This window comes from Actinomycetospora lemnae (assembly GCF_028737315.1).
GTDB lineage: Bacteria > Actinomycetota > Actinomycetes > Mycobacteriales > Pseudonocardiaceae > Actinomycetospora > Actinomycetospora lemnae.
Genome location: NZ_JAQZAO010000008.1, coordinates 194,433 through 221,278 on the forward strand (window position 1 = coordinate 194,433; position 26,846 = coordinate 221,278).

At 76.0% G+C, this 26,846-nt stretch carries 27 protein-coding genes; 10 read left to right on the forward strand and 17 right to left on the reverse strand.

Annotation, left to right across the window (positions count from 1 at the left end; genetic code table 11):
- Window positions 1–5: 5 nt before the first annotated feature.
- The 3 genes from scpA to PGB27_RS19270 form a co-directional block, all read right to left on the reverse strand.
- Window positions 6–2,207, reverse strand: coding sequence for a methylmalonyl-CoA mutase (gene scpA / locus PGB27_RS19260; RefSeq protein WP_274202005.1), 2,202 nt, complete (start codon window positions 2,205–2,207; stop codon window positions 6–8).
- Entirely contained in the window at window positions 2,204–4,114 is a 1,911-nt protein-coding gene (locus PGB27_RS19265; RefSeq protein WP_274202006.1) for a methylmalonyl-CoA mutase family protein, read from the reverse strand. The genes scpA and PGB27_RS19265 overlap by 4 nt, the downstream gene beginning before the upstream one ends.
- A 124-nt stretch (window positions 4,115–4,238) precedes the next feature.
- Window positions 4,239–4,820 (reverse strand): helix-turn-helix domain-containing protein, encoded by a 582-nt coding sequence (locus PGB27_RS19270; protein ID WP_274202007.1) that lies wholly within the window; start codon window positions 4,818–4,820, stop codon window positions 4,239–4,241.
- A 58-nt stretch (window positions 4,821–4,878) separates the two neighbouring features.
- On the opposite strand from PGB27_RS19270, the gene PGB27_RS19275 reads away from it, so the two are divergent.
- Together PGB27_RS19275 and PGB27_RS19280 are read left to right on the forward strand one after the other, a co-directional pair.
- Window positions 4,879–5,835, forward strand: coding sequence for an NAD(P)/FAD-dependent oxidoreductase (locus PGB27_RS19275; RefSeq protein WP_274202008.1), 957 nt, complete (start codon window positions 4,879–4,881; stop codon window positions 5,833–5,835).
- On the forward strand, window positions 5,832–6,464 hold the full coding sequence (locus PGB27_RS19280) for an SAM-dependent methyltransferase (protein WP_274202009.1): 633 nt from the start codon (window positions 5,832–5,834) through the stop codon (window positions 6,462–6,464). Before PGB27_RS19275 ends, PGB27_RS19280 begins: the two co-directional genes overlap by 4 nt.
- 49 nt (window positions 6,465–6,513) lie before the next feature.
- Here the strand turns inward: PGB27_RS19280 and PGB27_RS19285 are convergent, their stop codons facing one another.
- From PGB27_RS19285 to PGB27_RS19305, 5 genes are read right to left on the reverse strand one after another with little or no spacing between them, the layout of a single operon-like run.
- A complete protein-coding gene (locus PGB27_RS19285; protein ID WP_274202010.1) occupies window positions 6,514–7,941 on the reverse strand; it encodes an acyl-CoA synthetase in 1,428 nt (475 codons plus the stop codon).
- Window positions 7,942–7,980: 39 nt separating this feature from the next.
- The gene (locus PGB27_RS19290) at window positions 7,981–8,190 is read right to left on the reverse strand and encodes a hypothetical protein (RefSeq protein WP_274202011.1); all 210 of its coding nucleotides are present in this window, start codon (window positions 8,188–8,190) and stop codon (window positions 7,981–7,983) included.
- Between the two features lie 59 nt (window positions 8,191–8,249).
- On the reverse strand, window positions 8,250–9,122 hold the full coding sequence (locus PGB27_RS19295) for an ABC transporter permease subunit (protein WP_408630096.1): 873 nt from the start codon (window positions 9,120–9,122) through the stop codon (window positions 8,250–8,252).
- On the reverse strand, window positions 9,119–10,075 hold the full coding sequence (locus PGB27_RS19300; RefSeq protein WP_274202012.1) for an ABC transporter ATP-binding protein: 957 nt from the start codon (window positions 10,073–10,075) through the stop codon (window positions 9,119–9,121). Before PGB27_RS19300 ends, PGB27_RS19295 begins: the two co-directional genes overlap by 4 nt.
- Window positions 10,072–11,142 (reverse strand): LolA family protein, encoded by a 1,071-nt coding sequence (locus PGB27_RS19305; RefSeq protein WP_274202013.1) that lies wholly within the window; start codon window positions 11,140–11,142, stop codon window positions 10,072–10,074. Before PGB27_RS19305 ends, PGB27_RS19300 begins: the two co-directional genes overlap by 4 nt.
- 93 nt (window positions 11,143–11,235) lie before the next feature.
- Between PGB27_RS19305 and PGB27_RS19310 the strand changes: the two genes are divergently transcribed.
- A complete protein-coding gene (locus PGB27_RS19310) occupies window positions 11,236–11,898 on the forward strand; it encodes a response regulator transcription factor (protein ID WP_274202162.1) in 663 nt (220 codons plus the stop codon).
- A complete protein-coding gene (locus PGB27_RS19315; RefSeq protein ID WP_274202014.1) occupies window positions 11,895–13,205 on the forward strand; it encodes a sensor histidine kinase in 1,311 nt (436 codons plus the stop codon). Before PGB27_RS19310 ends, PGB27_RS19315 begins: the two co-directional genes overlap by 4 nt.
- A gap of 274 nt (window positions 13,206–13,479) precedes the next feature.
- Here PGB27_RS19315 and PGB27_RS19320 read toward each other — a convergent pair whose 3' ends face one another.
- Window positions 13,480–14,613 carry a DMT family transporter gene (locus PGB27_RS19320; protein ID WP_274202015.1) on the reverse strand — a complete coding sequence of 378 codons (1,134 nt, stop codon included), beginning with the start codon at window positions 14,611–14,613 and terminating at the stop codon, window positions 13,480–13,482.
- An 80-nt stretch (window positions 14,614–14,693) separates the two neighbouring features.
- On the opposite strand from PGB27_RS19320, the gene PGB27_RS19325 reads away from it, so the two are divergent.
- Window positions 14,694–15,182, forward strand: a complete 489-nt coding sequence (locus tag PGB27_RS19325) for an Lrp/AsnC family transcriptional regulator (RefSeq protein WP_274202016.1) — start codon at window positions 14,694–14,696, stop codon at window positions 15,180–15,182.
- A gap of 19 nt (window positions 15,183–15,201) precedes the next feature.
- Here PGB27_RS19325 and PGB27_RS19330 read toward each other — a convergent pair whose 3' ends face one another.
- The 4 genes from PGB27_RS19330 to pcaH are packed head-to-tail and all read right to left on the reverse strand — an operon-like array spanning window position 15,202 to window position 19,120.
- Window positions 15,202–16,578 carry a glycosyltransferase gene (locus PGB27_RS19330; RefSeq protein WP_274202017.1) on the reverse strand — a complete coding sequence of 459 codons (1,377 nt, stop codon included), beginning with the start codon at window positions 16,576–16,578 and terminating at the stop codon, window positions 15,202–15,204.
- A gap of 51 nt (window positions 16,579–16,629) precedes the next feature.
- Window positions 16,630–17,823: a 4-hydroxybenzoate 3-monooxygenase gene (locus PGB27_RS19335; protein WP_274202018.1), complete on the reverse strand. Its 1,194-nt coding sequence runs from the start codon at window positions 17,821–17,823 to the stop codon at window positions 16,630–16,632.
- The gene (gene pcaG / locus PGB27_RS19340; RefSeq protein WP_274202019.1) at window positions 17,820–18,428 is read right to left on the reverse strand and encodes a protocatechuate 3,4-dioxygenase subunit alpha; all 609 of its coding nucleotides are present in this window, start codon (window positions 18,426–18,428) and stop codon (window positions 17,820–17,822) included. The genes PGB27_RS19335 and pcaG overlap by 4 nt, the downstream gene beginning before the upstream one ends.
- A complete protein-coding gene (pcaH, locus tag PGB27_RS19345; RefSeq protein WP_274202163.1) occupies window positions 18,428–19,120 on the reverse strand; it encodes a protocatechuate 3,4-dioxygenase subunit beta in 693 nt (230 codons plus the stop codon). Before pcaH ends, pcaG begins: the two co-directional genes overlap by 1 nt.
- Window positions 19,121–19,254: 134 nt before the next feature.
- Between pcaH and PGB27_RS19350 the strand changes: the two genes are divergently transcribed.
- Window positions 19,255–20,082, forward strand: coding sequence for an IclR family transcriptional regulator (locus PGB27_RS19350; RefSeq protein WP_274202020.1), 828 nt, complete (start codon window positions 19,255–19,257; stop codon window positions 20,080–20,082).
- A 2-nt stretch (window positions 20,083–20,084) separates the two neighbouring features.
- Here the strand turns inward: PGB27_RS19350 and PGB27_RS19355 are convergent, their stop codons facing one another.
- The gene (locus tag PGB27_RS19355) at window positions 20,085–20,369 is read right to left on the reverse strand and encodes a DUF6343 family protein (protein ID WP_274202021.1); all 285 of its coding nucleotides are present in this window, start codon (window positions 20,367–20,369) and stop codon (window positions 20,085–20,087) included.
- 94 nt (window positions 20,370–20,463) lie between these two features.
- Here PGB27_RS19355 and PGB27_RS19360 point away from each other — a divergent pair, with 94 nt between their 5' ends.
- The 3 genes from PGB27_RS19360 to PGB27_RS19370 all read left to right on the forward strand — a co-directional run bounded on the left by PGB27_RS19360 (window position 20,464) and on the right by PGB27_RS19370 (window position 22,930).
- Complete coding sequence (locus PGB27_RS19360) at window positions 20,464–21,345, forward strand: Rieske (2Fe-2S) protein (protein ID WP_274202022.1); 882 nt, start codon at window positions 20,464–20,466, stop codon at window positions 21,343–21,345.
- 78 nt (window positions 21,346–21,423) lie between these two features.
- Window positions 21,424–21,711: a hypothetical protein gene (locus PGB27_RS19365; RefSeq protein WP_274202023.1), complete on the forward strand. Its 288-nt coding sequence runs from the start codon at window positions 21,424–21,426 to the stop codon at window positions 21,709–21,711.
- A 352-nt stretch (window positions 21,712–22,063) separates the two neighbouring features.
- The gene (locus tag PGB27_RS19370) at window positions 22,064–22,930 is read left to right on the forward strand and encodes an acyl-CoA desaturase (protein WP_408630098.1); all 867 of its coding nucleotides are present in this window, start codon (window positions 22,064–22,066) and stop codon (window positions 22,928–22,930) included.
- Window positions 22,931–22,946: 16 nt separating this feature from the next.
- Here PGB27_RS19370 and PGB27_RS19375 read toward each other — a convergent pair whose 3' ends face one another.
- The 3 genes from PGB27_RS19375 to PGB27_RS19385 form a co-directional block, all read right to left on the reverse strand.
- A complete protein-coding gene (locus PGB27_RS19375; protein WP_274202025.1) occupies window positions 22,947–23,822 on the reverse strand; it encodes a DUF1206 domain-containing protein in 876 nt (291 codons plus the stop codon).
- A gap of 62 nt (window positions 23,823–23,884) precedes the next feature.
- Window positions 23,885–24,208: a YrhK family protein gene (locus PGB27_RS19380; protein ID WP_274202026.1), complete on the reverse strand. Its 324-nt coding sequence runs from the start codon at window positions 24,206–24,208 to the stop codon at window positions 23,885–23,887.
- A 34-nt stretch (window positions 24,209–24,242) separates the two neighbouring features.
- On the reverse strand, window positions 24,243–25,382 hold the full coding sequence (locus tag PGB27_RS19385) for a hypothetical protein (RefSeq protein WP_274202027.1): 1,140 nt from the start codon (window positions 25,380–25,382) through the stop codon (window positions 24,243–24,245).
- 155 nt (window positions 25,383–25,537) lie between these two features.
- Here PGB27_RS19385 and PGB27_RS19390 point away from each other — a divergent pair, with 155 nt between their 5' ends.
- Entirely contained in the window at window positions 25,538–26,764 is a 1,227-nt protein-coding gene (locus PGB27_RS19390) for an FUSC family protein (RefSeq protein ID WP_274202028.1), read from the forward strand.
- The last annotated feature ends 82 nt before the right edge of the window (window positions 26,765–26,846 follow it).

Genomic DNA, 26,846 nt, shown 5'->3' on the forward strand with positions numbered 1-26,846 from the left:
GCGGGCTAGGCGTGCCCCAGCCGCTCGGACAGCGTGCCGAGCAGCTGGGTCGCGGCCTCGGCGATCACCGTGCCCGGGCCGAAGATCGCGGCGGCGCCGTTGTCGAGCAGCTCCTGGTGGTCGCCGGGCGGGATGACGCCGCCGGCGACGATGAGGATCTCCTCGGCACCGGCCTGCGCGAGCTCGTCGCGCAAGGCCGGGACCAGCGACAGGTGCCCGGCCGCGAGCGACGAGACGCCGACGACGTGCACGTCGGCCTCGACGGCCTGGCGCGCGACCTCGGCGGGCGTCTGGAACAGCGGGCCCACGTCGACGTCGAACCCGAGGTCGGCGAACGCGGTGGCGATGACCTTCTGCCCCCGGTCGTGGCCGTCCTGACCCATCTTGGCGACGAGGATGCGGGGCCGGCGGCCCTCGGCCTCCTCGAAGCGCGCGGCGGCCTGCCGGGCCTGCTCGACCGCGGAGTTCTCGCCCACCTCGTCACGGTAGACCCCGGAGATCGTCCGGACGTCCGAGCGGTGCCGGCCGTAGACCTCCTCCAGCGCGTCGGAGATCTCCCCGACGCTGGCCTTCGCGCGGGCCGCGTCGATGGCGAGCTTGAGCAGGTTGCCGTCGAGGCCGGCCTCCCGCGTCCCCTCGGAGGCGGCGCGGGCGGCGTTGGTCAAGGCCTCGAGGGACGAACGCACGGCGTCGTCGTCGCGGTTCTCCCGCAGCTCCTTGAGCCGCTCGACCTGCTGGCGCAGCACGTCCTTGTTGTCGACCTTGAGCACGTCGACGTCCTCGCCCGAGGTCAGCGGGTACTTGTTGACGCCGATCAGCGGCTGGCGCCCCGAGTCGATCCGCGCCTGGGTGCGGGCCGCGGCCTCCTCGATGCGCATCTTCGGCAGGCCCTCGTCGATCGCCTGCGCCATGCCGCCGGTGGACTCGACCTCCTGGATGTGGGCCCAGGCCCGGCCGGCCAGCTCGCGGGTCAGGCGCTCGACGTACGCCGAGCCGCCCCACGGGTCGACGGTGCGCGTGGTGCCCGACTCCTGCTGGAGCAGCAGCTGGGTGTTGCGGGCGATGCGCGCGGAGAAGTCGGTGGGCAGCGCCAGCGCCTCGTCGAGCGCGTTGGTGTGCAGCGACTGGGTGTGCCCCTGGGTGGCGGCCATCGCCTCGACGCAGGTGCGGACGACGTTGTTGTAGACGTCCTGGGCGGTCAGCGACCAGCCGGAGGTCTGCGAGTGCGTCCGCAGCGAGAGCGACTTGGGGTTCTCCGCCCCGAAGGAGTGCACGAGCTTCGCCCACAGCAGCCGGGCGGCCCGGAGCTTGGCGATCTCCATGAAGTAGTTCATGCCGATGCCCCAGAAGAAGGACAGCCGCGGCGCGAACTCGTCGATCGTCAGACCGGAATCACGGCCGGCCCGCAGGTACTCCACCCCGTCCGCCAGCGTGTAGGCCAGCTCCAGGTCGGCCGAGGCCCCGGCCTCCTGGATGTGGTAGCCGGAGATGGAGATCGAGTTGAACTTCGGCATCTTCTCGCTGGTGTAGCTGAAGATGTCCGAGATGATCTGCATCGACGGCTTCGGCGGGTAGATGTAGGTGTTGCGGACCATGAACTCCTTGAGGATGTCGTTCTGGATGGTCCCGGCCAGCTGCTCCGGCGACACCCCCTGCTCCTCGGCGGCGGCGACGTAGAGCGCCATCACCGGGAGCACGGCCCCGTTCATGGTCATCGACACCGACATGCGGTCCAGCGGGATGCCGTCGAACAGCTGGCGCATGTCGAGGATCGAGTCGATCGACACCCCGGCCATCCCGACGTCCCCGGCGACGCGGGGGTTGTCGGAGTCGTAGCCGCGGTGGGTGGGCAGATCGAACGCGACCGAGAGGCCCTTCTGCCCGGCGGCGAGGTTGCGCCGGTAGAAGGCGTTCGACTCGGCGGCCGTCGAGAAGCCCGCGTACTGGCGCACGGTCCAGGGCTGGGTCACGTACATCGTCGGGTACGGCCCGCGCAGGTACGGCGTGATGCCCGGGTAGGTGTGCAGGAAGTCGAGGCCCTCGAGGTCCGCGTCGGTGTAGAGCGGCTTGACCCCGATGCCCTCGGGGGTCTCCCAGACCAGGTCCTCGGCGCCCTTGCCGGTGGCGGCCTCGAGCGCTGCTTCCCAGTCCTGCGACGGGCCCTCGGGCGTGCCGAGCTCGACGTCACCGAAGTTCGGGATGGTCATGCCGGGTCCTCTTCCGTCTTCTCCTGGGCAAGGGCCTCGAGGGTGTCGCGGAGAACGGCGGCGGCGTCGCACCCGGCGTAGAGGGTGGCGTCGACGCCCTCGACGTCCTTCTTCCCCGCCAGCAGGATGCGCGTCGCGCCGGCCTCGCGCAGGGCCGCGGCGACGTCGGCGGCGTGCTGGTCGTAGACCTTGTCCGACGACGCGATCACCGCCACCGGGGTGCCCGCCTCGCGGAACGCGCTCGCGATCTCCTGCGGATCGGTCCCGCCGGGCCCGTCGACGGTGGCCACGCCGCCGGCGTTCAGCAGGTTCGTCGTGAACGACGCGCGGGCGGTGTACTCGGCGAGCCTGCCGATGGTGGCGAGGAAGACGGTCGGCCTGCTCTCGGCCGCGTCGGCGCGGTCGCGGAGCTCCTCGAAGACCTGCGCGTAGCGCCGCCGGGGCAGGCCGCCCTCGTGCTCGGTGATCGGGAGCGGGTCCCGTCGCGGCAGCTCCTCGTGCAGGTTCGGGAACTCGCTGACGCCGGTGATGGGGTCCTGGCGCCGGGCGATGCGCGCGGCGCGCTGGTGCCAGGTCTCGTCGAGGCGGGCGGCCAGGCTCCCCTCGTCGAGGACGGCCGCGACGCCGCCGTCGCGCTCGATGCGCGTGAACTCCTCCCAGGCGGCGTGGGCCAGGGCGTCGGTCAGCGACTCGACGTACCAGGAGCCGCCGGCCGGGTCGATGACGTGCGCCAGGTGCGACTCCTCGAGCAGCAGCGCCTGGGTGTTGCGCGCGAGGCGGCGGGCGGCCTCGTCGGGACGCCCGAGCTCGCTGTCGAAGGGCAGCACGGTGACCGCGGCGGCCCCGCCCAGCCCGGCGCCGACGGCGGCGACGGTGGTGCGCAGCATGTTCACCCACGGGTCGCGCCGGGTGATCATGGCGGGGCTCGTGACGGCGTGCTGGTGCATGGCGCGGGCGCTCTCGGAGGCGCCGGACACCGCACCGATCCGCTCCCAGCAGCGCCGCGCGGCGCGGAGCTTGGCGAGCGTCGCGAACTGGTCGGCGGTGGCCGCGAACCGGAACTCGATGCGGCGGAAGGCGTCGTCGGTGTCGAGGCCCCCGCCCCCCTCGTCCTGGCCCTCGGTGAGCAGCCGCAGCGCGTGCACCCCGGCGGCCAGCGCGGCGCCGAGCTCCTGGGCGTCGCTGCCGCCCGCGCGGTGGTAGGGCAGGGCGTCGGCGACGACGGTGCGCAGCTCGGGGTGGCTCGCCGCGGCGGTCCGGCTGTGCTCGACGAGGGCGTCGCGGTAGGCGTCGGTCAGGGCGTCGCCGCCCTGGGTGCGGTCGAGCAGCGGGTCGTAGCCGAGCGACCCGCCGATGGCTCCGGAGCCGGCCTGCTCGGCGAACCGCAGGAGCGCGGCGGCGGCGTCGGGGGTGTCGCGGCCGGCCTCGAGCGCGATCGGCGCGAGGTCGACGAACACGCCCTCGAGCAGCGTCGGGAGCGCGTCGACGGGCGGGCCGCCGGCGTCGCCGAGGACGAGCCACAGCGACGAGACGCCGTTCTCCAGCTCGGCCATGAGCACGTCGTGGGCCTCGCCGAGGTCGCCGTCGGCCGGGAACGCATGGCGCTGGCGGACCAGCCAGCCCTCGGCGACCTGGCCCTCGGCGCGGGCGCCGCGCACGAACGGCGGCAGGCCCGGCACGCCGACGGGGACGTGCGGGGCGTCTTCCTCGGCGTAGAGGCCGGCGATGGTGATGCCGTCGTCGGTGACGGTCGCGAGCGCCGCCTCGGCCTCCTCCGGGGACAGCTCGCGGCCCGACTTCGCCAGCACGCCCGCGACCAGCTCGCGCCACTGCTCGCGGGTCGGCGCGTCGAACTCGCCGGCCAGCGTCAGGTCCTCCGGGCTCTCGGTGGGCTCCGCTGCGGTCATGCGCGGGATCGTAGGACGGTCAGGCCCGACCGGTTCGCCTCCGTGCGCCAGGCCACCGGTGCGGGCGAGCGGAATCGGTCGAGTCGGGGTCCGGGGGTTGCAACGAACGGGCGGTTCGCTGCCTCTACGCGTCCGAAGTCCCCGTTCGCGACCCGCGCATGTGCACCCGCTCGCCCTGGCGCCCGAAGAGCGCGAGGACCTCGACCGGGCCGTCGCCGGTGCTCCCGAGCCAGTGGGGGCGGCGGGTGTCGATCTCCGTCGCCTCGCCGGGACGCAGGACGAGGTCGCTGTCGCCGTTGATGACCCGCAGGCGCCCGGCGAGGACGTAGACCCACTCCCAGCCCTGGTGGGTCGGGAGCTCGGCGGGCGGGGTGTGCCGCGCGGGCGAGAAGACGAACTTGTAGGCCGCGGGCTGGCCGGGGCTGCGCGAGAGCCGGTACATCACCGTGTCCTCGCTGCGCGAGACCGGCGCGTCGCGGGCGGGCCGGGCCTCGCGCAGCCCGACCAGCTCGTCGAGCCCGGTGCCGTAGACGGTGGCCAGGGGCAGGAGCAGCTCGAGGGTGGCGCGCCGGCCGCCGTGCTCGAGGCGCGAGAGGGTGCTGACCGAGATGCCGGTGCGCTCGGAGAGCTCCGCGAGGCCCAGGCCCTCGCGGCGCCGCCGCGTCGCGAGGCGGGCGCCCAGGTCGTCGAGGACGTCGGTGGACATGTTTGCCACTATGGCAAGAATCCTCGTCGTGCGTGCCCCGTCGGCGGACGCTCGGGTCATGACCGATGAACCCCTCGACGTCCTCGTCCTCGGGGGCGGCGCGGCCGGACTGTCCGGCGCGCTGACCCTCGCCCGTTCCCGCCGCTCGGTGCTCGTGCTCGACGCCGGCGAGCCCCGCAACGCCCCCGCCGACGGGGTGCACGCCTTCCTCACCCGCGACGGCCTGCCGCCCGCCGAGCTCGTGCGCCTCGGGCGTGCGGAGGTCGAGTTCTACGGCGGCCGGATACGCGCCGGCTCGGCGATCGCGGCCCGGCGCGACGGCGGGCTGTTCGCCACCGACACCGCCGACGGCGACACGCTGCACGCGCGCCGGCTGCTCGTCGCGACCGGCCTGGTCGACGAGCTGCCCGACCTGCCCGGCGTGCGCGAGCTGTGGGGCCACGACGTGCTGCACTGCCCGTACTGCCACGGCTGGGAGGTGCGCGACCAGCCCGTCGCCGTCCTGGGCAGCGGTCCGAACAGCCTGCACCAGGTCAAGCTCTTCCGGCAGCTCACCGCCGACCTCGTCTACCTGCGCCACCACGCGCCCGCGCCGACCGACGAGGAGGCCGAGCAGCTCGCCGCGCTCGGCGTCACGGTGATCGACGAGGAGGTCGCCGGCCTGGAGACCGCCGACGGCCGCCTCACCGGCGTGCGCCTCGCGGGCGGGCGGATCGTGCCGCGCACCGCGCTGGTGGTCGGGCCGCGGTTCGTCGCGCGCAGCGCGGTGCTCGAGGACCTCGGCGTCCCGGTCGTCGACCACCCGTGGGGCGGGCGCTACGTCGCGACCGTCGACACCACCGGGCGGACCGAGGTGCCCGGCGTCTGGGTCGCGGGCAACGTCGCCGACCTGTCCGCCCAGGTCGTCGCCGCCGCCGCGGCGGGCACGATGGCGGGCGCGCGGATCAACGCCGACCTCGTCGAGGAGGACACCGCGCGGGCCGTCGCCCGCCTGAGGGAGGGAGCACTCGCATGACCACCCACGAGCAGTACACCGCCGCGTTCTGGGACGAGCGCTACGGCGCCACGGAGCGGGTGTGGAGCGGCGAGCCGAACGCGGTGCTCGTGGCCGAGGTTGCCGACCTCGCGCCGGGCACGGCCCTCGACGTCGGCAGCGGCGAGGGCGGCGACGCGATCTGGCTCGCGGTCCGCGGGTGGCGGGTCACGGCGATCGACGTCTCCGGCGTGGCCCTCGAGCGGGTGGCCGCGCGGGCGGCGTCCGAGGGCGTCGCCGAGCGGGTGACGACGCGCGCGGTCGACCTCTTCGCCGACGACCTCCCGGGCGGGTTCGACCTCGTGACGATGCACTTCATGCAGCTGCCGGGCGCCGAGCGGCCGCGCCTCTACCGGGCGGTCGCGGGCGCCGTCGCGCCCGGGGGCACGCTGCTCGTGGGGCACGACCCGGAGGGCATGCCGCCCGAGGCCGCCCACCACCACCCGCCGGACATGTTCGCGACCGCCGAGGAGCTGGTCGACGAGCTCGGGGACGCGATCGCGGGCTGGACGGTCGAGGTCGCCGAGCGCCGGGGCCGGGACGCCGTCCAGCCCGACGGTCGCCCGCGGTTCCTCTACGACGCGGTGCTGCGGCTGCGCCGGCCGATGTGAGCGAACGGGGACTTCGCGCGCGTAGAAGCAGCGAACAGCGCGTTCGCTGCTACGACAGGCGCGCCTTCTGGACCTTGCCCATGGCGTTGCGGGGCAGGGCGTCGACGACGCGGACCTCGCGGGGCCGCTTGTGCGCCGAGAGGCGGTCGGCGACGAAGGCGATGACCTCCTCGGGGTCGACGGGGTCGCCGGCGAGGACGACGTGGGCGACGATCCGCTGGCCCAGGTCATTGTCGGGCTCGCCGACCACCGCCGCCTCGCGGATGCCCTCGTGCTCGAGCAGCGCGGTCTCGATCTCGCCGGCGCCGACGCGGTAGCCGCCGGTCTTGATGAGGTCGACCGAGCGTCGGCCGACGATGCGGTGGTAGCCGCCCTCGTCGATCACCGCGGCGTCGCCGGTGCGGAACCAGCGGTCCGGGGTCCAGGTCGCGGCGGTCGCCTCGGGCCGGCCGAGGTAGCCGTCGAACAGGCCGGGGCCGCGCAGCTGCAGCTCGCCGATCGTCTCGCCGTCGTGCGGGAGCAGCTCGCCCTCGTCCTCCTCGTCGGTGGACGCCAGCCGCGTCTCCACCCCGGCGACCGGCACGCCGACCCAGCCGGGCCGACGCTCGCCGTCGGCCCGCACCGACAGGGTGATCATGGTCTCGCTCATCCCGTAGCGCTCGACCGGCGCCTGGCCCGTGAGCTCGCGCAGCTGCTCGAACACCGACACGGGCAGCGGCGCGCTGCCCGACACGAGCAGGCGGGCCGGGCGCAGGGCGGCGGCGGCCTCCGGGTCGGCGGCGATGCGCGACCAGATCGTCGGGACCCCGAACAGCAGCGTCGCGCCGTGGTCGCGGACGGCCGCCGCGTACGCCGACGGCTTGGGCCGCCCGACGTGCACCAGCGGCGAGCCGATCCGCAGCGCGCCGAACACCCCGAGCACCAGCCCGTGCACGTGGAACAGGGGCAGGCCGTGGGCGAGGGTGTCCTGGGCGGTCCAGTCCCAGGCGTCGGCGAGCCCGTCGAGCCCGGCCGCCATCGCTCGGCGCGAGAGCAGCACGCCCTTGGGCGCGCCGGTGGTGCCGGACGTGTAGAGCACCAGCGCGGGGCCGTCGTTGGGCGCCTCACGGGCGACGTCGCCGCTGCGGCGGTTCAGGTCGATCTTGCGGGATGGCAGCGCGACGTCGTGCGGCCGGTCCCCGATCCACAGCGTGGCGCCGGAGTCGGCGATGACGTGACCGCGCTCGCCCGGACCGGTGTCGGGCGGCACCGGCACGACGGGCACGCCGGCGAGCAGGCCGCCCACCATCCCCACGACCGTCTGGGCGGTCGGTTCGGCGAGCACCGCGACCGGGTTGTCGTCGGACCGCTCGCGGATCTGGTCGGCGACGACGGCCGCCGCGCCGAGCAGCTCGGGACCGGACATGGCGGTGTCGCCGACACGGATCGCGTCGGGATCGTCGAGGGCCCCCTCGGCCAGTGCCCGCAGCAGCGTCATGGCCCCAATGATGGGCAAGGCCCCGGCGGTCGCGCGCGGCTACCCCGGCGGTCGGCTCCGCGCCAGCAACCCGTCGACGATCACCCGCAGCTTCCAGGCGTCGCGCTCGTCGCCCCCGCCGGTCGTGAGCAGCGGGCGGAGGGCCGTGATCGTCGGGAACACGGTCGGGTCGAGTCCGGCGTGGACGGTGCCGTGACGGCCCTTCGTGGGCGCCGGGGTCGTGGAGGACGTCGCCCCGGTCCTCGGCAAGCCCGGGCGCACCTTCGCGCAGTGGGCGCACGAGCACCGGGCCGCGTTCGTCTGAGGCGCTACCCGTCCCGGCGCCGCATCCGCCACACCGTCACCGCGGCGCCGAGGACGACGTAGACCAGCGCGCGCCCGGTGCTCGAGGCCAGGTCGTCGAGCGGCAGCGGGTCGCGCAGGGCGTCGGCCCCTGCGGTCCAGCCCGAGGTCAGCAGCAGGGGCTGGAGCCACTCGAGCGAGGGCACCGCCGCGAGGACACCGAAGACGATCAGGCCGCCCAGGACGGCGGCGAGCACGACGAGCGGGTGCTCGGTGAACGCCGAGACCGCGAGGGCGACCGCGGCGACCGCCAGCAGCTGCACGATCGTCCAGCCCGCCACGAGCGCGACGCGGCCGAGGGCCTCGCCGAGCCCGAGCGTCGTGCCGGAGAGCGTGATCATGGTGCCGCCGGGCCCGCCGACGACGACCATGCCCGTGACGACGCCGACCACGGCGACGACGAGGACCGCCAGCACGGCGACCGTGAGCACCCCGGCCGCCTTCATGACGACCAGGCGGACCCGCCCGACGGGGGCGAGCAGGAGCCCGCGCAGCGTGCCGTGCGCCGCCTCGCCGGCCAGGGCGTCGGCGGCCGCCGTGGCCACCGTCAGCGGGAGCAGGAGCGAGAGCGCGAGGCCGAGGGCGGCGATGGGCAGCACCAGGCCGTTGCCGGCCACCGCCGCGACCAGGCCCGGGCCGTCGCCGTCGCCCGGGCCGCCGGTGAGCGCGATGCCGATCCCGAGCGCGACGGGCACCAGCGCCAGCAGCCCGAGCAGGACCAGCGTGCGGGGCCGGCGCAGGACCCAGCGGACCTCGGCCGCGGCGAGCCGCCCGAGCGGGGCGACCGAGCGGGTCGACGCCGGCGTCGCGGCGGGCGCGCTGGTGGACACCGTGGTCACGCGTCCTCCTCGGTCAGGCGGGCGAAGAGCTCCTCGAGGTGGGCGCGGCGGCGGTGGACCTCCCACACCGCGACCCCGGCCCCCACGAGCGCGGCCACGATCTCCGGGGCCTCGAGCGCGCCCGGCGGGACCGCCACGCCGCCCTCGGCGCGGTAGGACGGCGCGCCGGCCTCGCGCAGGGCGAGGATCGCGTCGTCGACGTCGGGCGTGCTGACGACCAGGCCTCCCGCGTCCGCCTCGAGCAGCGCCCGCAGCTCGCCGGACACCAGCAGCGTCCCGGTCTGCAGCACCGCGACGTGGGTGCAGACCGCCTCGACCTCGGCGAGCAGGTGCGACGACAGCAGGACCGTGGCGCCGGCGTCGCGCAGCTCGGCCACCACCCGCCGCACGTCGCGCGTGCCGGCCGGATCGAGCCCGTTCGTCGGCTCGTCGAGCACGACCAGCCGGCGCGGGACCAGCAGCGCCGCCGCGAGCCCGAGCCGCTGCTTCATCCCGAGCGAGTAGCCGCGGTAGCGCCGGCGGGCGGCGTCGGCGAGCCCGACCCGCTCGAGCGCCGCGTCCACCGGCCCGCGCAGGTCGCCGTCGAGGCGGGGCTCGGCGGCCGCGGCACGCAGCAGGTTGTCGCGGCCGGACAGGAACGGGTGGAAGCCCGGCCCCTCCACCAGGGCGCCGACGTCGGGCAGCGCCGCGGTGAGGTCGTCGCCCGCGTGCCCGAGGAGCTCGACCGTGCCCGCGGTCGGGCGGGTGAGCCCGAGCAGCATGCGGATCAGCGTGGTCTTGCCCGAGCCGTTGGGACCGAGCATCCCGAGCACCGCGCCGGCGGGGACGTCGAGGTCGACGTCGTCGACGGCGACCGTCGACCCGAACGTCTTGCGCAGGCCCCGGACCCGGGCGGCGACCGCATCCGGGGCGGCGGCGGTGGCCGGCGCGGCCACCGACGGGGCGGCCGTCACCGGGCCAGGGCCTCGGTGAGCACCTGCTGCGGCACGGCGCCGGCGGCGATCCGGCCGTCGTCGGTGACGATCACCGTGGCCACGGCCGTCGTGATCACCCGGCCGCTGCCCCACGGGCCGGACACCGGCGTGCCCAGCGCGGACAGGTCCGGGGCGCCCTCGGGCCGTTGCGGATCGTCCTGGCCCTCCTGGCCGTCCTGGCCGTCCTGGGGCCCGCCCTCGCCGGGCCGCGGCGCCTGGCCGATCACCACGGTGTCCCAGCCGTCACCGACGGTGGTGCCCTGCCGGTCGCCGTCGGGACGCTGCTCGCCGTCGCGGGCCGGCGCGTCGCGCACCGTCGTGCCCGGCGGCGGGGTGAAGGTGAACAGCGACGGATCCTGCGGCCCGTAGGTGATCTCGGAGAAGCCCACCCGCAGCGCCGGCTCGCCCGACCCCTGCGCGAGCACGGTGAGCTGCAGCGGCTGGCGGGTCTCGGCGTCGACGGCGACGCGCACCTCGCGCAGGAGGGTGCGCTCGGTGGGCTGCGGCGTCAGGACCAGCTGGTAGACCGGACGCCCCGCGACCTCGGCGGTGCCGTCGACCGCGACGGTGCTCGTCTGCCGCAGCGTCGCCACCGCCTGGGTCGCGGCGGCCGTCGGGTCCTGCGCCACCTCGCCGGGCGGCCCGTCGCGACCCTCCCCGGCGGGCGCGCGGGTCGCGGTGCGGTCGCGGGAGTCGTACGACCAGCGCGTCGTGCCGTCCGAGACGAGCGTGCGCTCGCCGTCCGGCGACGGGAGCGCCACCCGGCCGCGGCCCTCGCCGCCGGACCACACCCGCACCGTCGACGTCCCGTTCGCGAGCTGCGGCACGCCCGGGACGGCGGGCAGGCCCAGGGCGTTGTCGACCTCGACCTCGCCGGCGAACGCCCCCGGCTCCGCCCGGATCACCGAGGACACGAGGTCCTCCGGGCTCACCGGCGGCAGCGGCGGCGCCGCGGACGCGCCCGCCGGGGCGACCACGAGCCCCACGCCGACGGCGCCGACGAGCGCCGCCCCCAGCCCTGCCCCGACCCAGCTCCTGCGACCCATGACCCCATCGTGGCCGCGGGATGCTGAGACCGTCTCAGCGTTCGTGCCCACCCCCTGTCCGACCCAGGCCCTACCGTCGGGGGTGTGCCGAAGGTGCTGGTGGTCGACGACGAGCCCGGGGTGCGCGACGCCCTGCGCCGAGGCCTCGCCGCCGAGGGCATGGACGTGCACGCGGTCGGCGACGGCCACGCGGGCCTGCGCGAGGCCGCCACCGGCGCCTACGACGCCGTCGTGCTCGACATCCTGCTGCCCGGTCTCTCGGGCTACCGCGTGCTCGAGGCGCTGCGCGCCGAGGGCGTCGCCACGCCGGTGCTGCTGCTCTCGGCCAAGGACGGGGAGGTGGACCAGGCCGACGGGCTCGACCTCGGCGCCGACGGCTACGTGGTCAAGCCGTTCTCGTTCGTCGTGCTCGTCGCGCAGCTGCGGGCGGTGCTGCGGCGGGCGGGCCCGCCGGCGCCCCGGATCGTGCGGGGCGGGCTGCGCCTCGACCCGGCGACGCGCTCGGCGACGTGGGAGGGCCGGGAGGTCGAGCTCTCGGCGCGCGAGTTCGCGGTGCTGCACGCGCTCGCCGTCCGCCCGGACGCCGTGCTGACCAAGGACGACCTGCTCACCGCGGTGTGGGGCGGGGGCGGGTCGGCGAGCCGCAACGTCGTCGAGGTCTACGTCGGCTACCTGCGGCGCAAGCTCGCGGCGGTCGGCGCGGCCGACCTGGTGCGCACCGAGCGCGGGCGTGGCTACCGCCTGGGCGGGGCGTGAGCGTGGGCCACGCCCCGGGCTGGTGGGCGCGGCGCTCGCTGCGGACGCGGATCACGGTCGTCGTCGGGGTCGTGGCCGTCGTCGCCCTGCTCGCGGTGGGCCGGGTGGCGGGCGGGCTGCTGTTCTCGGCGGTGGTGCGCAGCGGCGACGCCGCGCTCGCCGAGCGGGCCGCCGCCGCGTCGGGCGCCGTGGCGGCGGGGACGGCGGTGCCGCTCGGCGTGCGGGTCGTCGACCTCGCGGGCGCGCCGGTGGACGGACGGGGCCCGGCCCCGGTGGGTCCCGACGCGGTGCGCCGCCTCGCGGCCGGCGAACCGGTGACCGTGCCCGGCCCGGTCGGTACCCAGCGCTGGGTGGCCGTCCCCGTCCCCGCGCCCGACGGGTCCCCGCGCCTGGTCCTGGCCGCGCGCGACCTCGTGGACGCGGCGGCCCTCGTCGCCGAGGCGGCGCGGGTGCTGGCGCTGACGGTGCTGCTGGGCGCGGTGGGGGTGACGGCCGCGGCGTGGGTCGCGGTGCGCGTGGCGTTGCGCCCGGTCGACCGGATGCGCGCCGCGGCCGCGGCGCTGCCGCCGGGCGAGCGCCTGCCCGTGCCGCCCGCCCGCGACGAGCTCGCCGCCCTCGCGGGCGAGATCAACGCTCTGCTGGCGCGCCGGGACGACGCCGTGGCGCGCCTCGAGCGCTTCACCAGCGAGGCCGCCCACGAGCTGCGCTCGCCCATCGCCGCCCTGCGCGCCCAGGCCGACGTCGCCGTCGCGCACCCCGACCAGGCGTCCGCCGACACGACGTGGCGGTCGGTGGCCCGGGAGGCCGAGCGCCTGTCCACGCTGGTCGCGGACCTCCTCGCGCTGGCGCGGGCGGACGCGGGCGAGCGGGTGCCGGCCCGCCCGGTGGACCTCGTCGACGCCGTCGGCGAGGCGCTCGCCCGGCTGCCCGAGGACCTCACCGTGGCGACGACCCTGTGGGCCCCGACGCCCGTCGCGGTCGCGGCGACGCCCGCCGAGGTGGCGATCGTGCTCGACAACGTCCTCGCCAACGCCCGCCGGCACGCCGCGACCGTCGTGCACGTGGCGGTGGTACCCGCGGGGCGGTGGGTGCGGCTGCTCGTCGACGACGACGGGCCGGGCGTGCCGCCCGCGGAGCGCGAGCGCATCTTCGACCGCTTCACCCGCCTGCGGCCCGACGCCGGCGAGGGCAGCGGGCTCGGCCTCGCGCTGGTCGGACGCCTCGTGGCGGGGCGCGGCGGGACGGCCCGGGCCACGACGTCCCCGGACGGCGGGCTGCGGCTGGTGGTGCGCTGGCCGGCGGCCTGAGGGACTCCCTCGCTGCCTCCCACGCACCCGGGGACGCCCTCGCTCCCCCACCGGGAGAGCGCGCAGCTCCCCGCTGTCGGGGGTCGCGGGCAGGATCGGCGGTGTCGCGCTTCCCCCGCGGCGCCGCATCGTCCGCCGTGCCCCGGGGAGCCGCCATGTCCACGCTCGACCACCGCCGCGCCCGCGCGCGCCTCGACGCCGAGACCATCGACCGTGCCGCCGCCGTGCTCCGGCGGCGGGTGGCCGTGGGCCGCTACGCCGGTCTCGCCGGCGACTACGCGGGGTTCGAGGTGTGCGCGCTGCTCGAGGCCGTCGCGCACGCCTCGGCCGAGGACCCGCGGTCGTCGCGCATCCGCGAGGCGGCGCTGCGCGTCGCGCGGGCGGTGCTCGCCGACGAGCCGGGCGCCTCGTGACCGCCGTGATCGTGGGGGCTTTCCTGGCGTCCGGTGTCAGCGTGGACGCCAGGCTGGAACACCTCGGGACCCATGCCGGCGCCGGAGGGGTGGGCGCGCTCCCGCCGCTCGCGGTGGCCGTCGGTGACCACCGCGAGGGCGACGCCCGCCACCAGCGCCACCTCGCCGAGCAGGGCCACCGGGCCGGGCACGGCGCCGGCGAGCACGGCCGCGAACACGAATCCCCAGGCGGTCTCGGTCGCCATCAGCTGGCTGACGAGCACCGGCGACAGGCGGGCGGCCGCGGCGTGCCAGAGCCGCACCGCGAGCCAGGAGGACACCAGGCCGAGGAAGAGCACGACGAGCAGCGCGCGCACCGGCTCGGCCGGCACGCCCTCGGTCGCGATCAGCCAGGCCCCGAGGGGCAGGGCGAGCACGCCCGCCGCGAGGCCCTGGGCGCCCGCGAGGACGGGCCCGAGGTCCGGGCGCGCCGCGAGCAGTCGGTGCGAGTCGAGGCCGTACCAGCTCCACGAGGCCACGGCGATCAGCGCGAGCACCGTGCCCACGACCAGGGACCACCCGCCGGGCCCCGGGGTCGGCGTGAGGTGCACCAGCACCTGCCCGACGCCGACCAGCGCGAGCGCCGGCACGAGGGCGACCAGGCCCGTGCGCCCCCGGTGCCGGGCGGAGATCAGCGCCATGACGACGGGGACGAGGCCGATGGTCGCGACGGCGATCGTCGGGCCGGCGAGGCGGACGGCCAGCGCGACGAGGCCGTAGTAGAGCAGCGAGCCGGTCACGGCGTGGGCGACGACCCGCACCCACGGGACGTCGGCGCGCAGCACCGCGCGCAGCTGGGGCAGCGACACCGCCCCGAACGCCACGAACCGTCCCATCGCCAGCAGCAGGGCGGGGGCGAGCGGCGCCAGCTCCGGCGCCACGAACACCGCACCCCAGCCCGCACCCGCGAGCACCATCGCCACCAGCGCCGTCCGACGCGACATGCCTCCCGTCATGCCTCCACCGTGCGCGCGGGAAGGCGGGCGATGCCGGGCGATCATCGAGAGGAGATCGTCAGGAGGCGCATGATGAGCCCATGACCGCGCCGAAGCGTGCACGATCCGCCCAGCCCTCCCTGGACCGTGTCGACCGCCGCATCCTCGACCACCTCGCGGACCACGGGCGGTCGAGCCTCGCCGACCTCGCGGAGGCCGTGTCGATCTCCCCGTCGTCGGCGCAGCGGCGGTTGCGGCGCCTGGAGAGCGAGGAGGTGGTGCGCGGCTACCGGGCGGTGCTCGACCCGGTCGCGGTCGACCGCGGGCTCGTCGTGCACCTCACGGTCACCCTCGTCGACCACACCGAGAACACCGTCGGTCGGTTCGAGCGCCACATCGTCGACCTCGCGGGCCTCGTGAGCTGCCACCACGTCACCGGCGACGTCGACTACCTGCTGCGCATCGACCTCGCCGACGTCGAGGCCCTCGACGTCCTGCTGCGTCGCACCCTCGCGCGGGTCCCCGGCGTCGCGCGCTTCACGACGATGGTCGCGACCTCGGCCCTGGTGGACCGGGTCACGCGCGTCTGACCGCAGCGAGCTCGGAGATTCAGCCCGCGGTCAGCCGGTCGACCTCGGCGAGCAGGTCCGACACCTGCTTGACGACGCTGAACCCGTCGTGCGCGTAGCGCGCCGCCTCGGGCCCCTTGCTCTGCTTCCAGCCCTCGTCGAGCGCCGTCGTCACCGCGGCGGCCAGGGAGTCGGCGAGGACCGCGCGGTCGTCGGTCTCGGGCACGAGCGTCCCGACGGCGTCGACCACGAAGTCGCGCGGCCCGCCCGAGTCGGCGCCGATGACGGGCGTCCCGCAGGCCATGCACTCGAGGAACACGAGCCCGAACGGCTCGCGGTAGGACGGGAAGACGCCGACGTCCGCGCAGGCGAACAGCGTCGCGAGCTCGCTCTGCTGCCGCGGCCCGACCAGGTAGGTCCGCTCGAGCCCGAGCGTGGCGACGAGCTCGTGCATCGCGACCTGCTGCTCGACGGGCCCCGAGCCCGCGATCACGGTGAGCACGCGCCGGTCCCCGCGCTCGTAGGACGCGGCCGCGGTCAGCAGCGCGTCGAGACGCTTCCAGTCCGCGAACTTCCCGACGAACGCGACGACGGCGTCGAACCCACCAGCCGGCGCGACGGGCTCCGGGGACCGCTCGACGCCGGGCGGGGGCTGGGTGGAGAAGCCGGCGAGGACCTGCTCCCGGTCGTCGTACGTCGCCGGGTCGGGGTGGAAGACCTGCTGGTTGTAGCCGTTGTGCGAGAGCACCATCCGCTCGCGCGGGAACTCGGGGAAGATCGCCGAGAACGCCTCGATCTGCTCCGAGGAGATCGCGGCGACGACGTCGACGCCGTGGTCCGGATCCGCCCAGTCGAAGATCTTCTCCTGCTGGACGAACGGCAGGAACCGCCACGGGAACTCGGTGGGGTCCTCGCCGCGCTGCTCGTGGACGTACATCTTGAGCTCGGTGCCGTGGGCGAAGCAGACCACCGGGACGCGCGAGCGCCCGGCCGCGACGCGGGCGCGGTTCACGTCGCGCAGCACCACGGTGTTCATGAACGCGTGGTGGGCGATGAACAGGCCGAACTCACCGCCGGTGGCGGCCTCGACCTCGTCGACGAAGGCGGTGACCTCGGCGACGAGCCGCGCCCGGTAGGCGTCGACCTCCTCGGGGCTCATCGCGTGCCAGCGGTAGCTGCTGACCGGCGACACCGACTCGCAGATCGGGATGTCGTGGTCGAGGGCGAACACCCGGACGTCGTCCTCGCCCGCGCGCGTGCGCTGCACCCGGGAGGGATACATCGAGTAGGCGCGCACCCCGGGGATCTCGTTGTAGGCGCGGTGGTGCGCCTCGTGGAGGATGCCCGAGCCGGGGGCGAACTCCCCGTCGCGCTGCCAGTTGTTGGTGCCCAGCTGGAAGATCAGCCGGTCGCCCATGCGGTGCTCCCCCGGGTGTGGAGATCGTCGGGCCCGCAGCCTAGGCGTGCCCTACACCGCGCCGAGCGCCAGCCCGCGGTAGTTCTCGGCCAGCGCGCGCCGGGCCGACTCCGAGGTCTCGATGTGGTGCAGGTGGGACAGGGCGAGCTGCTCGTCGAACGGGTCGCCGTCGGGGTCGACGTGCAGCATCGTCGTCATCGTCCAGGAGAAGTGCGACGCCCTCCAGACACGGCGCAGCGCCGTGTCGGAGTAGGCGTCGATGAGCGTCTCGTCCTTGGTGGCGAACCACTCGCCCAGCGCCTCGGCCAGCACGCGCACGTCGGCCACGGCGAGGTTGAGGCCCTTCGCGCCGGTCGGCGGGACGATGTGCGCGGCATCGCCGGCGAGGAAGAGCCGCCCGTGGCGCATGGGCTCGCACACCATGCTGCGCATCGGCGTCACGGACTTGTCGGTGATCGCGCCGCGCCCGAGGGTGAACGACCCGTCGTCGAGCGCGAACCGGGCCGACAGCTCGTCCCAGATGGCCTCGTCGGCCCAGTCGGCGGCGTCGGTGCCGTTGGGCACCTGGATGTAGGCGCGCGTGACGCTCGGCGAGCGCATCGAGGCCAGCGCGAACCCGGTCCGCCCGCGGGCGTAGATCAGCTCGTGCGACGAGGGCGCGACGTCGGCGAGGATCCCCAGCCACGAGTACGGGTAGACGCGCTCGAAGCGGCGCACGAGGGGCTCGGGGATGGCCTTGCGTGCCGGCCCGTACGACCCGTCCGCGCCGACGACGACGTCGGCGTGCAGCACGTGCTCGGCGCCGTCGTGGCGGTAGCGGACCCGGGGCGCGTCCGTCTCGACGTCCTCGACCGCGAGGACCTCGGCCTCGAACAGGAGCGGCTCGCCCTGCTCCAGGCGCAGCGCGACGAGGTCCTTGGTGACCTCGGTCTGCGCCCAGATCATGACGTTGCGACCGGTCAGCGCCTGCATGTCGACCCGCACGCTGCGGCCCGCGAAGCGCAGCTCGAAGCCGTCGTGGGGCAGGCCGAGCTCGTCCATCCGCGCGTCGGCTCCCACCTCGCGCAGCGCGTCGACCGTGCCGTGCTCGAGGATGCCGGCGCGCTGGCGGGTCTCCACCCGCTCCCGCGGGCGGGCCTCGAGCACCACCGAGTCCACCCCGCGCAACCGCAGCAGGTGGGACAGCATCAGCCCGGCCGGCCCGCCGCCGACGATCGCGACCTGGGTCCGCGACGGGGCGGTCATGCCGGGGTCTCCGTCGTCGCCACCGGGGGCTGGGCGAGGCCGTGCGTGGACAGGTCGAGGAAGACCGTCTCGCCGGGGCCCTGCATGCGCACGTCGAAGCGGTAGCCGGGGCCGGTCGGGCCGCCGTCGGGTACCGCGACCAGGGTCGCGCGGCGCTCCTCGTCGAGGACCGAGAGCAGCGGGTCGGCGGCGTTCGCCTCGACGTGGTTCGGGAAGTAGACGCGCGTGAACAGGTGGTGCAGCAGGCCGCGGGCGAACACGGCCACCGCGAGGTGCGGGGCGTGCGGCGAGCCGGACGGGGCCGCCGGGCGCAGCGTGCGGAGGTGGTAGTCGCCGGCGCGGTCGGTGGGCACGCGGGCGAAGCCGGTGAACGACCGCCCGTCGCGGTGCAGCGAGCCCGACCGGGTCGGCAGGCGCCCGTCGGGGCCGGTCTGCCAGAACTCGAGCAGCGCGTCTGGCACCGGCGCGCCGGCACCGTCGCGGACCGTGCCGTGCAGCGTGATCGCGCCGGGCGTCCCGGCCGGGACGACGTCACCGCCGCCGTCGAAGGGCAGCCCAAACGCGAAGAACGGCCCGACGGTCTGGGAGGGCGTGAGCTCGAGCATCAGACTCCGTCCGGATCCGGCGGGGTGGCGTGGGCGCCGTCGAGCACGATGTCCCAGCGATAGCCCAGGGCCCACTCCGGCTCGGTGACGTCGTGGTCGTAGGCGGCGACGAGGCGCTGCTGGGCCTTCTCGTCGGTGACCGACTGGAAGATCGGGTCGAACCCGAACAGCGGGTCGCCCGGGAAGTACATCTGCGTGACGAGGCGCTGGGTGAACGCCGTGCCGAACAGCGAGAAGTGGATGTGCGCCGGCCGCCAGGCGTTGGTGTGGTTGCGCCACGGGTACGCGCCGGGCTTGATCGTGACGAAGCGGTAGCGGCCCTCGTCGTCGGTGATCGCGCGACCGCCGCCGGTGAAGTTCGGGTCGAGCGGGGCCGGGTGCTGGTCGCCCTCGTGGCGGTAACGGCCCGCGGCGTTGGCCTGCCAGATCTCGAGGAGCTGGTGGCGGACCGGGCGCCCGTCGCCGTCGAGCACGCGGCCGGTGACGATGATCCGCTCACCGAGCGGGTCGCCGGTGTGGTGACGGGTCAGGTCCGCGTCGATCGGCGCCACGTCGCGCGCACCGAAGACGGGCGCGGCGAGCTCGGTGAGGCTCGGCGGCGACACGACCAAGGGCTGCTGCGGGGCGCGCAGCGCGGTGCTCCGGTACGGCCCGTAGGCCCGCTCGGGGTGGCCGTCGGCACGCGGCGGCACGCCGGCCGCGGTCGCGATCTCGGCGGACACCTCCCGCTGCGTCGCGGGCTGCTGGGATGCGCTCACCCGCGTCAGGGTGCCTGGTGGTGCCGCCGTGCCAGAATCGAGCTTCCGGCCACCGGAAGGAGCCAGGAGTGAGCCCAGCGCAGGGCGCCCGCAACGGACCGTCGGTGACCGGCCGCGTCCTCGGGATCCTCTCCGCGTTCGGTCCCGGGGCCGAGGCGCTGACGCTCTCGGGCATCGCGCGGGCGGCGGGCCTGCCGCTCTCGACCGCCCACCGGCTCGTCGGCGAGCTCGCGTCGTGGGGCGCGCTGGAGCGGGGCGAGGACGGGCGCTACCGGATCGGCCTGCGGCTCTGGGAGGTCGGCGCGCTCGCCCCGCGCAGCCTGGGCCTGCGGGAACGCGCGATGCCCTACCTCGAGGACCTCTACGAGGCGACCCGGCAGAACGTGCAGCTCGGGGTGCGCGACGGGCACGAGGTCGTCTACGTGGAGCGGCTCGCCCACCCCGAGGCCGTCCGCGTGTTCAGCCGCGTCGGCGGGCGGATGCCGTTGCACGCCACCGGCGTCGGCCAGGTGCTGCTCGCGTACGCGCCGGCCGCCGTGCAGGAGGAGGTCCTCGCCGCGCCGATGACCGCGCTGACCCCGCGCACGATCACCGACCCCTACGAGCTGCGACGCACCCTCGCCGCCGTGCGCCGCGAGGGCGTGGCGGTGTGCGACGGCATGGTCGACCTGCTCTCGCTGTCGGTGGCCGCGCCGGTCCGCGGCGAGGACGAGCGGGTCGTCGCCTCGCTCTCGGTGGTGGTGCCGAGCGCCGGGGCCGAGCCGCGCGCGATCGTGCCCGCCGTGCGCGCCGCGGCCCGCGGGATCTCCCGCGCCCTCGGGGCGCCGTCGGCCCGGCGGCGTCCGGCGGGTGTCGTCAGCCCGCTGCCGGCCGGCGCGTCCCCGACCGGCGGCTGACCTCAGCCCGGCTCGCCGCGGGCCTTGCGGTAGAGCACCCACCCGAGGTCGACCAGGCAGATCAGCGCGACCACCCCGAAGGCGATCGCCGCCCAGGGGAGGTAGAGCACCACGAGGAAGACCACGACGCCCGCGATCGAGCTCAGCAGCCCGAAGGCCGCGAGCACCGCGCGGAAGGTCAGGGCGCTGTAGGTCGGGGCCGCGCCGCCGAAGCCCGCGGTCGGATCGTGGTAGTCGGGCAGCCCCCGCTCGTAGTCCTCGCGGGTGCGCTCGCGCCGGTCGGCCACGGCGTTCCTCCGTCCGGTCGTGGGAAAGGGCGGGGTTTGCCCGGGGCCCGTGATCGGCGAAACCCGAGCACCACCACCGTCCGGGAGGACCCCCATGCGCCCGTTCGACGACATCGACCGTCTCGCGAGAACCCCCGCCCTCGACAAGATCGCGGCGCCCGCGCGCGACGCGGTCCACAAGGTCCTCCGGCGCCAGGACGTCAAGGACGCGCTGCACGGCGTGTGGCTCGGCCACCCGCTGCACCCGGTGCTCGCGCAGCTCTCCGTCGGCAGCTTCGCCTCCGCCGGGATCCTCGACGTCCTGCCGCGCACCCGGCGTCCCGCGACGGCGCTCATCCTCATCGGCATGGTCTCCGCCGTGCCCACGGCGGCCGCCGGGTGGGCGGACTACGCCGACGGCCACGAGGAGCAGCAGCGCGTCGGGGTCGTCCACGCGGCCGCGAACGGCGTGATGCTCGCGGGCTACGCGGCGTCGCTGGCGGCCCGGGCGCGGGGGCGCGGTCTGCGCGGCGCGCTGTGGGGCTGGGCCGCGCTGGCCGTCGGCACGGTCGGCGCCACCCTGGGCGGGCACATGGCCTACCACCAGGCCATGGGCGCGAACCACGCCGAGGGCTACCCGCACATCGGGCCGGGTGACTGGACCGACGTCGGCACCCTGGCCGAGCTGCCCGACGGCGAGCCGACCCGCCGGATCGTCGGTGACGTCGGCGTGCTGGTCGTGCGGCACGGCGACGAGGTGAAGGCCCTCGCCGACCGGTGCGCCCACGCCTCGGCCCCGCTGCACGAGGGCCGGCTGACCGGCACCGACGGGTCCGAGTGCGTCGTCTGCCCCTGGCACGGGAGCGTGTTCCGCCTCGACGACGGCTCGGTCGTCCACGGCCCGGCCACCGCGCCGCAGCCGACGTTCCGCACGCGGGTGCGGGACGGACGCCTCGAGCTGGCGGTCACCGGCTACGAGGGCGTGCCCGCGAGCTGAGCGTCACGCGTGCGCCGGGACCGGCGTCGGGCACCCGACGCCGTCCCGCACCGCACGACCCCGCAGGAGGACCGCCTGATGACCGTGCACGCCCTCGCCGACTTCCCCACCGACGGCTTCGACTACTTCCGCCAGGCCTTCACCGAGGCCGACGGCGCGCGCGAGTGCGAGAGCGCCCGCGTCTTCCGCGCGGACGACGACCGCGTGGTGGTCCTGCTCACCTTCCCGGACGAGGACGCGCTCGCCCGGTTCCGCGCGGAGACCGAGAAGGACATGGCCTCGGGCGGGGACATGGCGCCCGCGGTGTTCACCGAGCTGCACGAGGAGTCCGACCTCACGGCGCCGGCCACGGCCACGGGCCGGTGACGGCTCCGCCCCCGTCACGGCGGTGCGTCGTCCGGGTGAGCGCACGGCGACCGCCGGGCGAACCTCCTCCGGCGGCCGCCGCCCGGAGCGCGGCCCCTCCGATCCCCGTGTCAGGGTTGGGGACGAAGGCATCCCGCCCACTGGTCGACGAGCCCGTCGCCCAGGACCGCCCGCCCCTCGGGAGCATCCCCGCATGACGTCCGGTCCGGCTTCCCCGCCCGCCGACACCCGTCCCGCAGAGCCCGCAGCGCTCAAGCCCGCAGCGCTCACCGAGCCCGCAGCGCCCGCCCCGGCCGAGCCGGCCCGGCAGGGCGACCTGTCCGACCACGAGCGGCACATCGCGCCGCACGTCATGGTCTACCTCTTCGCGTTCGTGCCGTTCGTCGCGCTGATCGCGGCCGTGCCGCTGGCGTGGGGCTGGGGGCTGACCTGGCTCGACGTCGGTCTGACCGCCGGCTTCTACGTGCTGACGATGCTCGGGGTGACGGTCGGGTTCCACCGCTACTTCACCCACGGCGCCTTCCGCGCCGCCCGCGGCCTGCGGATCGCCCTCGGCGTCGCCGGGAGCATGGCCGTGCAGGGCCCGATCCGGCACTGGGTCGCCGACCACCGGCGCCACCACGCCTTCGCCGACAAGGAGGGCGACCCGCACTCGCCGTGGGCGTTCGGGACGTCGCCGGCGGCGCTGGTGCGCGGGTTCTGGCACGCGCACATGGGCTGGATCTTCGACCGCTCGCTGACCAACCAGAAGCGCTTCACCCCGGACCTCATCGAGGACCCGGACATGCGCGCGGTGCACCGCTGGTTCACCCCGCTGACGGTCATCAGCCTGGGCGCGCCGCCGCTCATCGGCGGGCTCGTGACCTGGTCGTGGTGGGGGGCGCTCACCGCGTTCTTCTGGGCGAGCCTGGTGCGCGTCGGCCTGAGCCACCACGTCGCGTGGTCGACGAACTCGATCTGCCACCTCGTCGGCGAGCGGCCCTGGGGCTCGCGCGACCGGTCGACCAACGTCTGGTTGCTCGCCATCCCCAGCATGGGCGAGTCGTGGCACAACCTGCACCACGCCGACCCGACCTCCGCGCGCCACGGCGTCGGGCGGGGTCAGATCGACATCTCGGCGCGGACGATCTGGCTGTTCGAGAAGCTCGGCTGGGCGACGAACGTCAAGTGGCCGACGGCCCGGCGTCTCGACCGGCTGGCGGCCCGCGCGGCGGCGTGACCGTTCCGGGCGGAGCTCAGTAGGCGCGCCGGTAGCGGGCGTCGACGAAGCAGTAGACGCCGAACGCCGCGAGTCCCAGCGAGATGGCCACGAGGGGCGTCACGCCCTGCCACTGGCTGACCAGGACGCGCAGCGCCTCGTCGAGCCCGCCGACCCGGGCGGGGTCGACGTGGTTCGCCGCCACGCCGAACAGGACGCCGACGGCCCCGAAGGCGACGGCGCGGGCGAGGTTGCCGGCCGCGCCGAGCACGACGGCGACGCGCCGGACCCCGCCCGGCACGTCGTCGACGAGGTCGCCCATGAACGTCCGGGCGAGCCCGGTGTAGACCATCGAGCACGCGATGACGACGACGGTGACCGCGACCGCGGCGACCAGGAGCCAACCGAGCGGCAGCCCCAGCAGCCAGACGACGAGCTTCTGCGGACCCGCGCGGCCCCCCTCGCGATCGCCGAGCACGGTGCGGGCCGCGACGACGGCGACGGCCAGGACGGCGATCGCCTTCGCCGCGGCGCCGACCCGCTTGCGGAAGCGCTCCCCGCCCGACACCCAGCGGAACCCGGCGACGGCCGCCGTGACCTGCCACACCGCGAAGGCCACGAGCCCCGCGACGAACAGCACGAGGACGAGCACGCCCGCGAGCCCGACGGCCGCGACCGCCGAGACCGCGCCCTGCTGGTCCACCTCGGAGGCCTGGCCGAACGCCAGCCGCAGCCCCAGCCCGGCGACGAGCAGGTGCACCGCGCCGTAGGCGACCAGGCCCGCCCGCCCGAGCAGCTCCACGAGCCGGCTGGGCGCGTCGCCGCCGCCGTGGACGGCCCGGTCGCCCGCCTCGAGGATGGCGTGCCCGGCGGCCTCCCCGACCGCCTCGACCCTCTCCGACCCCGACGTCATGGCCGCGTGATCGCCGGACGGGCCCGCCGGCGAAACGCGCTGCGACGCGCCTCACCGGCCCCTCAGTAGTCGGGCCCGAAGTCGGTCGGCATGCCCGGCGCCCGCGGCACGCGCTGCAGGTGCACCCGTCGCGAGAACCGGATGACCGGTCGGATCAGCAGCTCGACGCTGCCGATGACGAAGAACCAGGTGCCGACGTAGGTCGTCTCCTCGGAGAAGAACAGGATGCTGCCGACGAGGAACCACAGACCGACGAGGATGTCGTTGACGATCGACAGCACCTCGTAGCGACGTCGGATGACCAGTTCCTCGTGTCCGAGCTTGTAGACCAACGGCGGCAGGTGACCGCCCGGGGTGTCACCGCTGCTCGACGTGCCTGCGCTCATGGGCGCGCAGCTTGCCGCGTCCGGAGGCGCGGCGTCAGGTACGCACCCCGAGCGTGCGAGCGTGCCGCTCGGCGGTGTCGGCGTCCTCGCGGGCCCGGTCGGCCTCGCGGCGGCGGGTGTCGCGCTCGCGCGCGGCGGTGTCGGAGCGGTCCCAGGCGGCGCGGCGGGCGTCCTCGGCGGCGTCGAGCCGGGCGCGCAGGTCGCTGACGGTCTCGTCCGCCTCCTCGGCCTCCCGGGTCGCGGCGTCAGCGGCCTCGGACGCCTCGCGGGCCTGCTCGGCGAGCCCGTCGGCGCGCACCCGGGCCTCGCGCGCGGCCTTCTCCGCGCGCTCGCGCTCCTCCCGCTCGCGGCGCTCCCGCTCCTCCCGGCGCCGGCGCTCGCGCTCCTCCTGCTCGGCGCGCTCACGCTCCTGCGCGGCCCGGTCGCGCTCCTCGCGCTCGCGGGTCTCCTGGTCGTCGCGGATGTCGGCGGCACCGTCGTCGAGCTCGTCGTCGACCTCGTCGTCGACCTCGGCCTCGTCGGCCTCGACCTCGTCGGCGGGCGGGCGGGGACGCTGCGGGCGACGGTCGGGGCGGCGGTGCGACGGGCGGCTCGGCCGCTCGCGACGGGCCGGGCGGGCACCGGAGGCCGGGCCGCCGAGCGCCGCGCTGATGCCGCCCTCACCCAGGCCGGGCCCCGCCTCCATCCCGCCCGCGAGCTGCCCGCCGGCCAGGGCGCGGGCGGCGGCGGGGTCGGCGAGGGCGGCGCCGATGGTGCGCTCGAGCTCGCGGACGGCCGGGTCGCCGAGGCGCACGGCCTCCTCGCGGGCGATGCGCCGGCCGCGTTCGACGAGCGCGTTGATGAGCCCGTGGCGCTGGCGGGACAGCTGGCGCAGCGCGTCGCCCTCGAGCTTCTCCTGGGCGTCGCGCAACGAGGAGCCGAGCTCCTCGAGCGCCTCGACCTCGTCGGGGTACTCGCGGGCCAGCCGGTTCGCGACCCACGCGGCGACCGACGGCTTGCGCAGCGCGGCGATGTCCTTGGCCAGCTCGCGGTCCCCGGCCTGGCGGACCTCCTTGACCATCGCGTCCCGGACGCCGATGAACTCCTCGCGCCCGACCCCGTAGAGCAGGTCGGCGGCGTCCTCGAGCGAGGTGGGGATCTCCTCCTCGGCGGGGTCGTCGGGACCCTGGGACATGCGGGCACCTCGTCGCGGGGTCGTGCGCGCCGGCGGCGCGGAGTGGGCACACCGTGCCCCATCCCGGCGCCTCCGCGCACGCAGGACCCGGCGTGGGCGCGCCGCGACCCCGTGCGGAGTTCAGGGTGCCACCGCGGGTGGGCACACCGTGGTCCATGGGGCCCTCAGTGCGCACGCTCGCCCGCCGGGCACGCCGTCAGCTGCTGCGCCCACCGCGCTTCGTGGCCCGGGCGGCGCAGGCCAGCGGCCCGGAGCGCGAGGCCGTCGTCCAGGCCGTCAAGGCCGCCGCCGCGGCGGGCGTCGCCTGGCTGCTCGCCCGTTGGGTGCTCGAGGCGCCCCAGCCGTTCCTCGCGCCCTACGCCGCGGTGTTCCTCGTGGTGCAGGTGACCGTGTACCGGTCGGTGCGCGACGCCGGGCAGCAGCTCGCGGTCGTGGCGACGGGCGTGGTGCTCGCGCTCGCGGCGACGCTGCTGACCGCGCAGGTCGTCGTCGCGCTCGTCCTCGTCGTGCTCGTGGGGCTGCTGCTCGGGCGGCTGCGCGTGTTCGGGGAGCACGGGCACTGGGTGGCGGTGACGGCGCTGATCCTCGTCGCCCAGGCGGGCCCGGCGGCGAGCTCGCCGGTCGACGCGCTGGTGCGGCTGGTCGAGATCGCGCTCGGGGCGGCGGTCGGCGTCGTGGTCAACATGCTCGTGCTGCCGCCGGTCTACCAGCGCGACGCCAGCGCGGCGCTCCGCGGCGTGACGTCCCGGCTCGCCGACCTGCTGCGCGGCGTCGCCGCCTCACTGCGGGAGGACCAGGCGCCGCGCGAGGACCTCGTGCACGACTGGCTGCACCGCGCCCGCGCGCTCGACGCCGAGGCGCGCCGGGCCCGGGACAGCGTCGCCTGGGCGCGCGAGAGCCTGCGCCTCAACCCGGTGCGGCGCCGCCGGCGGTCCCCCGAGCCCACGGCGGTCCTCACGCCCGCCGCCGACGCGGTGGTCGAGGTCGCGGGGCACGTGGTCGATCTGTGCGAAGCGATCGTCGACGCCGCCGAGGAGCAGGACCACGGCGCCGAGGGCGAGGAGCCGGGCCTCGACCCGTTGTTCGTGGGATCGTTCGCCGACCTGCTCGACCACCTCGCCGAGGCCCTCGAGGAGATCCGCGACGACCCGGGCTCGCTCTCGCCCCAGGCCGACCGCCACCCGCCCGGCTCGGCGGCGCTGGAGCTCATGACCGCGGTGCACCGCGACGCCGCCCGGCGCCTGCCCGGCGCGTCGGGCGAGGTCCGGACGGGCTGGAGCGTCGAGGGCGCGCTGCTCAACGCGGCCCAGCGCGCGGTCGTCGACCTCACCGGCCGCCGCCCCGCCCGCCCCCGCGACGCCCCGCACCCCGACGAGGGCTGATCCCGGTCCGAGCGATGCGGCGTCGCCGGCACCCATCACCGGGAATCGCCACATCCCCGATCGCGCGACACGCCGTGTGCGG

Bases quoted from the DNA above. Each gene is read 5' to 3' on its own strand.
- PGB27_RS19330 (WP_274202017.1), bottom strand. From the start codon at position 16,578: ATGGGCGACCGGCTGATCTTCCAGCTGGGCACCAACAACTGGCAGCGC.
- PGB27_RS19280 (WP_274202009.1), top strand. From the start codon at position 5,832: ATGACCACCCACGAGCAGTACACCGCCGCGTTCTGGGACGAGCGCTAC.
- PGB27_RS19270 (WP_274202007.1), bottom strand. From the start codon at position 4,820: ATGTCCACCGACGTCCTCGACGACCTGGGCGCCCGCCTCGCGACGCGG.
- PGB27_RS19305 (WP_274202013.1), bottom strand. From the start codon at position 11,142: ATGGGTCGCAGGAGCTGGGTCGGGGCAGGGCTGGGGGCGGCGCTCGTC.
- scpA (WP_274202005.1), bottom strand. From the start codon at position 2,207: ATGACCATCCCGAACTTCGGTGACGTCGAGCTCGGCACGCCCGAGGGC.
- PGB27_RS19375 (WP_274202025.1), bottom strand. From the start codon at position 23,822: ATGACGTCGGGGTCGGAGAGGGTCGAGGCGGTCGGGGAGGCCGCCGGG.
- PGB27_RS19370 (WP_408630098.1), top strand. From the start codon at position 22,064: ATGGTCTACCTCTTCGCGTTCGTGCCGTTCGTCGCGCTGATCGCGGCC.
- PGB27_RS19365 (WP_274202023.1), top strand. From the start codon at position 21,424: ATGACCGTGCACGCCCTCGCCGACTTCCCCACCGACGGCTTCGACTAC.
- PGB27_RS19390 (WP_274202028.1), top strand. From the start codon at position 25,538: ATGGGGCCCTCAGTGCGCACGCTCGCCCGCCGGGCACGCCGTCAGCTG.
- PGB27_RS19335 (WP_274202018.1), bottom strand. From the start codon at position 17,823: ATGACCGCCCCGTCGCGGACCCAGGTCGCGATCGTCGGCGGCGGGCCG.
- PGB27_RS19360 (WP_274202022.1), top strand. From the start codon at position 20,464: ATGCGCCCGTTCGACGACATCGACCGTCTCGCGAGAACCCCCGCCCTC.
- PGB27_RS19325 (WP_274202016.1), top strand. From the start codon at position 14,694: ATGACCGCGCCGAAGCGTGCACGATCCGCCCAGCCCTCCCTGGACCGT.
- PGB27_RS19320 (WP_274202015.1), bottom strand. From the start codon at position 14,613: ATGACGGGAGGCATGTCGCGTCGGACGGCGCTGGTGGCGATGGTGCTC.
- pcaG (WP_274202019.1), bottom strand. From the start codon at position 18,428: ATGCTCGAGCTCACGCCCTCCCAGACCGTCGGGCCGTTCTTCGCGTTT.
- PGB27_RS19265 (WP_274202006.1), bottom strand. From the start codon at position 4,114: ATGACCGCAGCGGAGCCCACCGAGAGCCCGGAGGACCTGACGCTGGCC.
- PGB27_RS19380 (WP_274202026.1), bottom strand. From the start codon at position 24,208: ATGAGCGCAGGCACGTCGAGCAGCGGTGACACCCCGGGCGGTCACCTG.
- PGB27_RS19275 (WP_274202008.1), top strand. From the start codon at position 4,879: ATGACCGATGAACCCCTCGACGTCCTCGTCCTCGGGGGCGGCGCGGCC.
- PGB27_RS19385 (WP_274202027.1), bottom strand. From the start codon at position 25,382: ATGTCCCAGGGTCCCGACGACCCCGCCGAGGAGGAGATCCCCACCTCG.
- PGB27_RS19285 (WP_274202010.1), bottom strand. From the start codon at position 7,941: ATGACGCTGCTGCGGGCACTGGCCGAGGGGGCCCTCGACGATCCCGAC.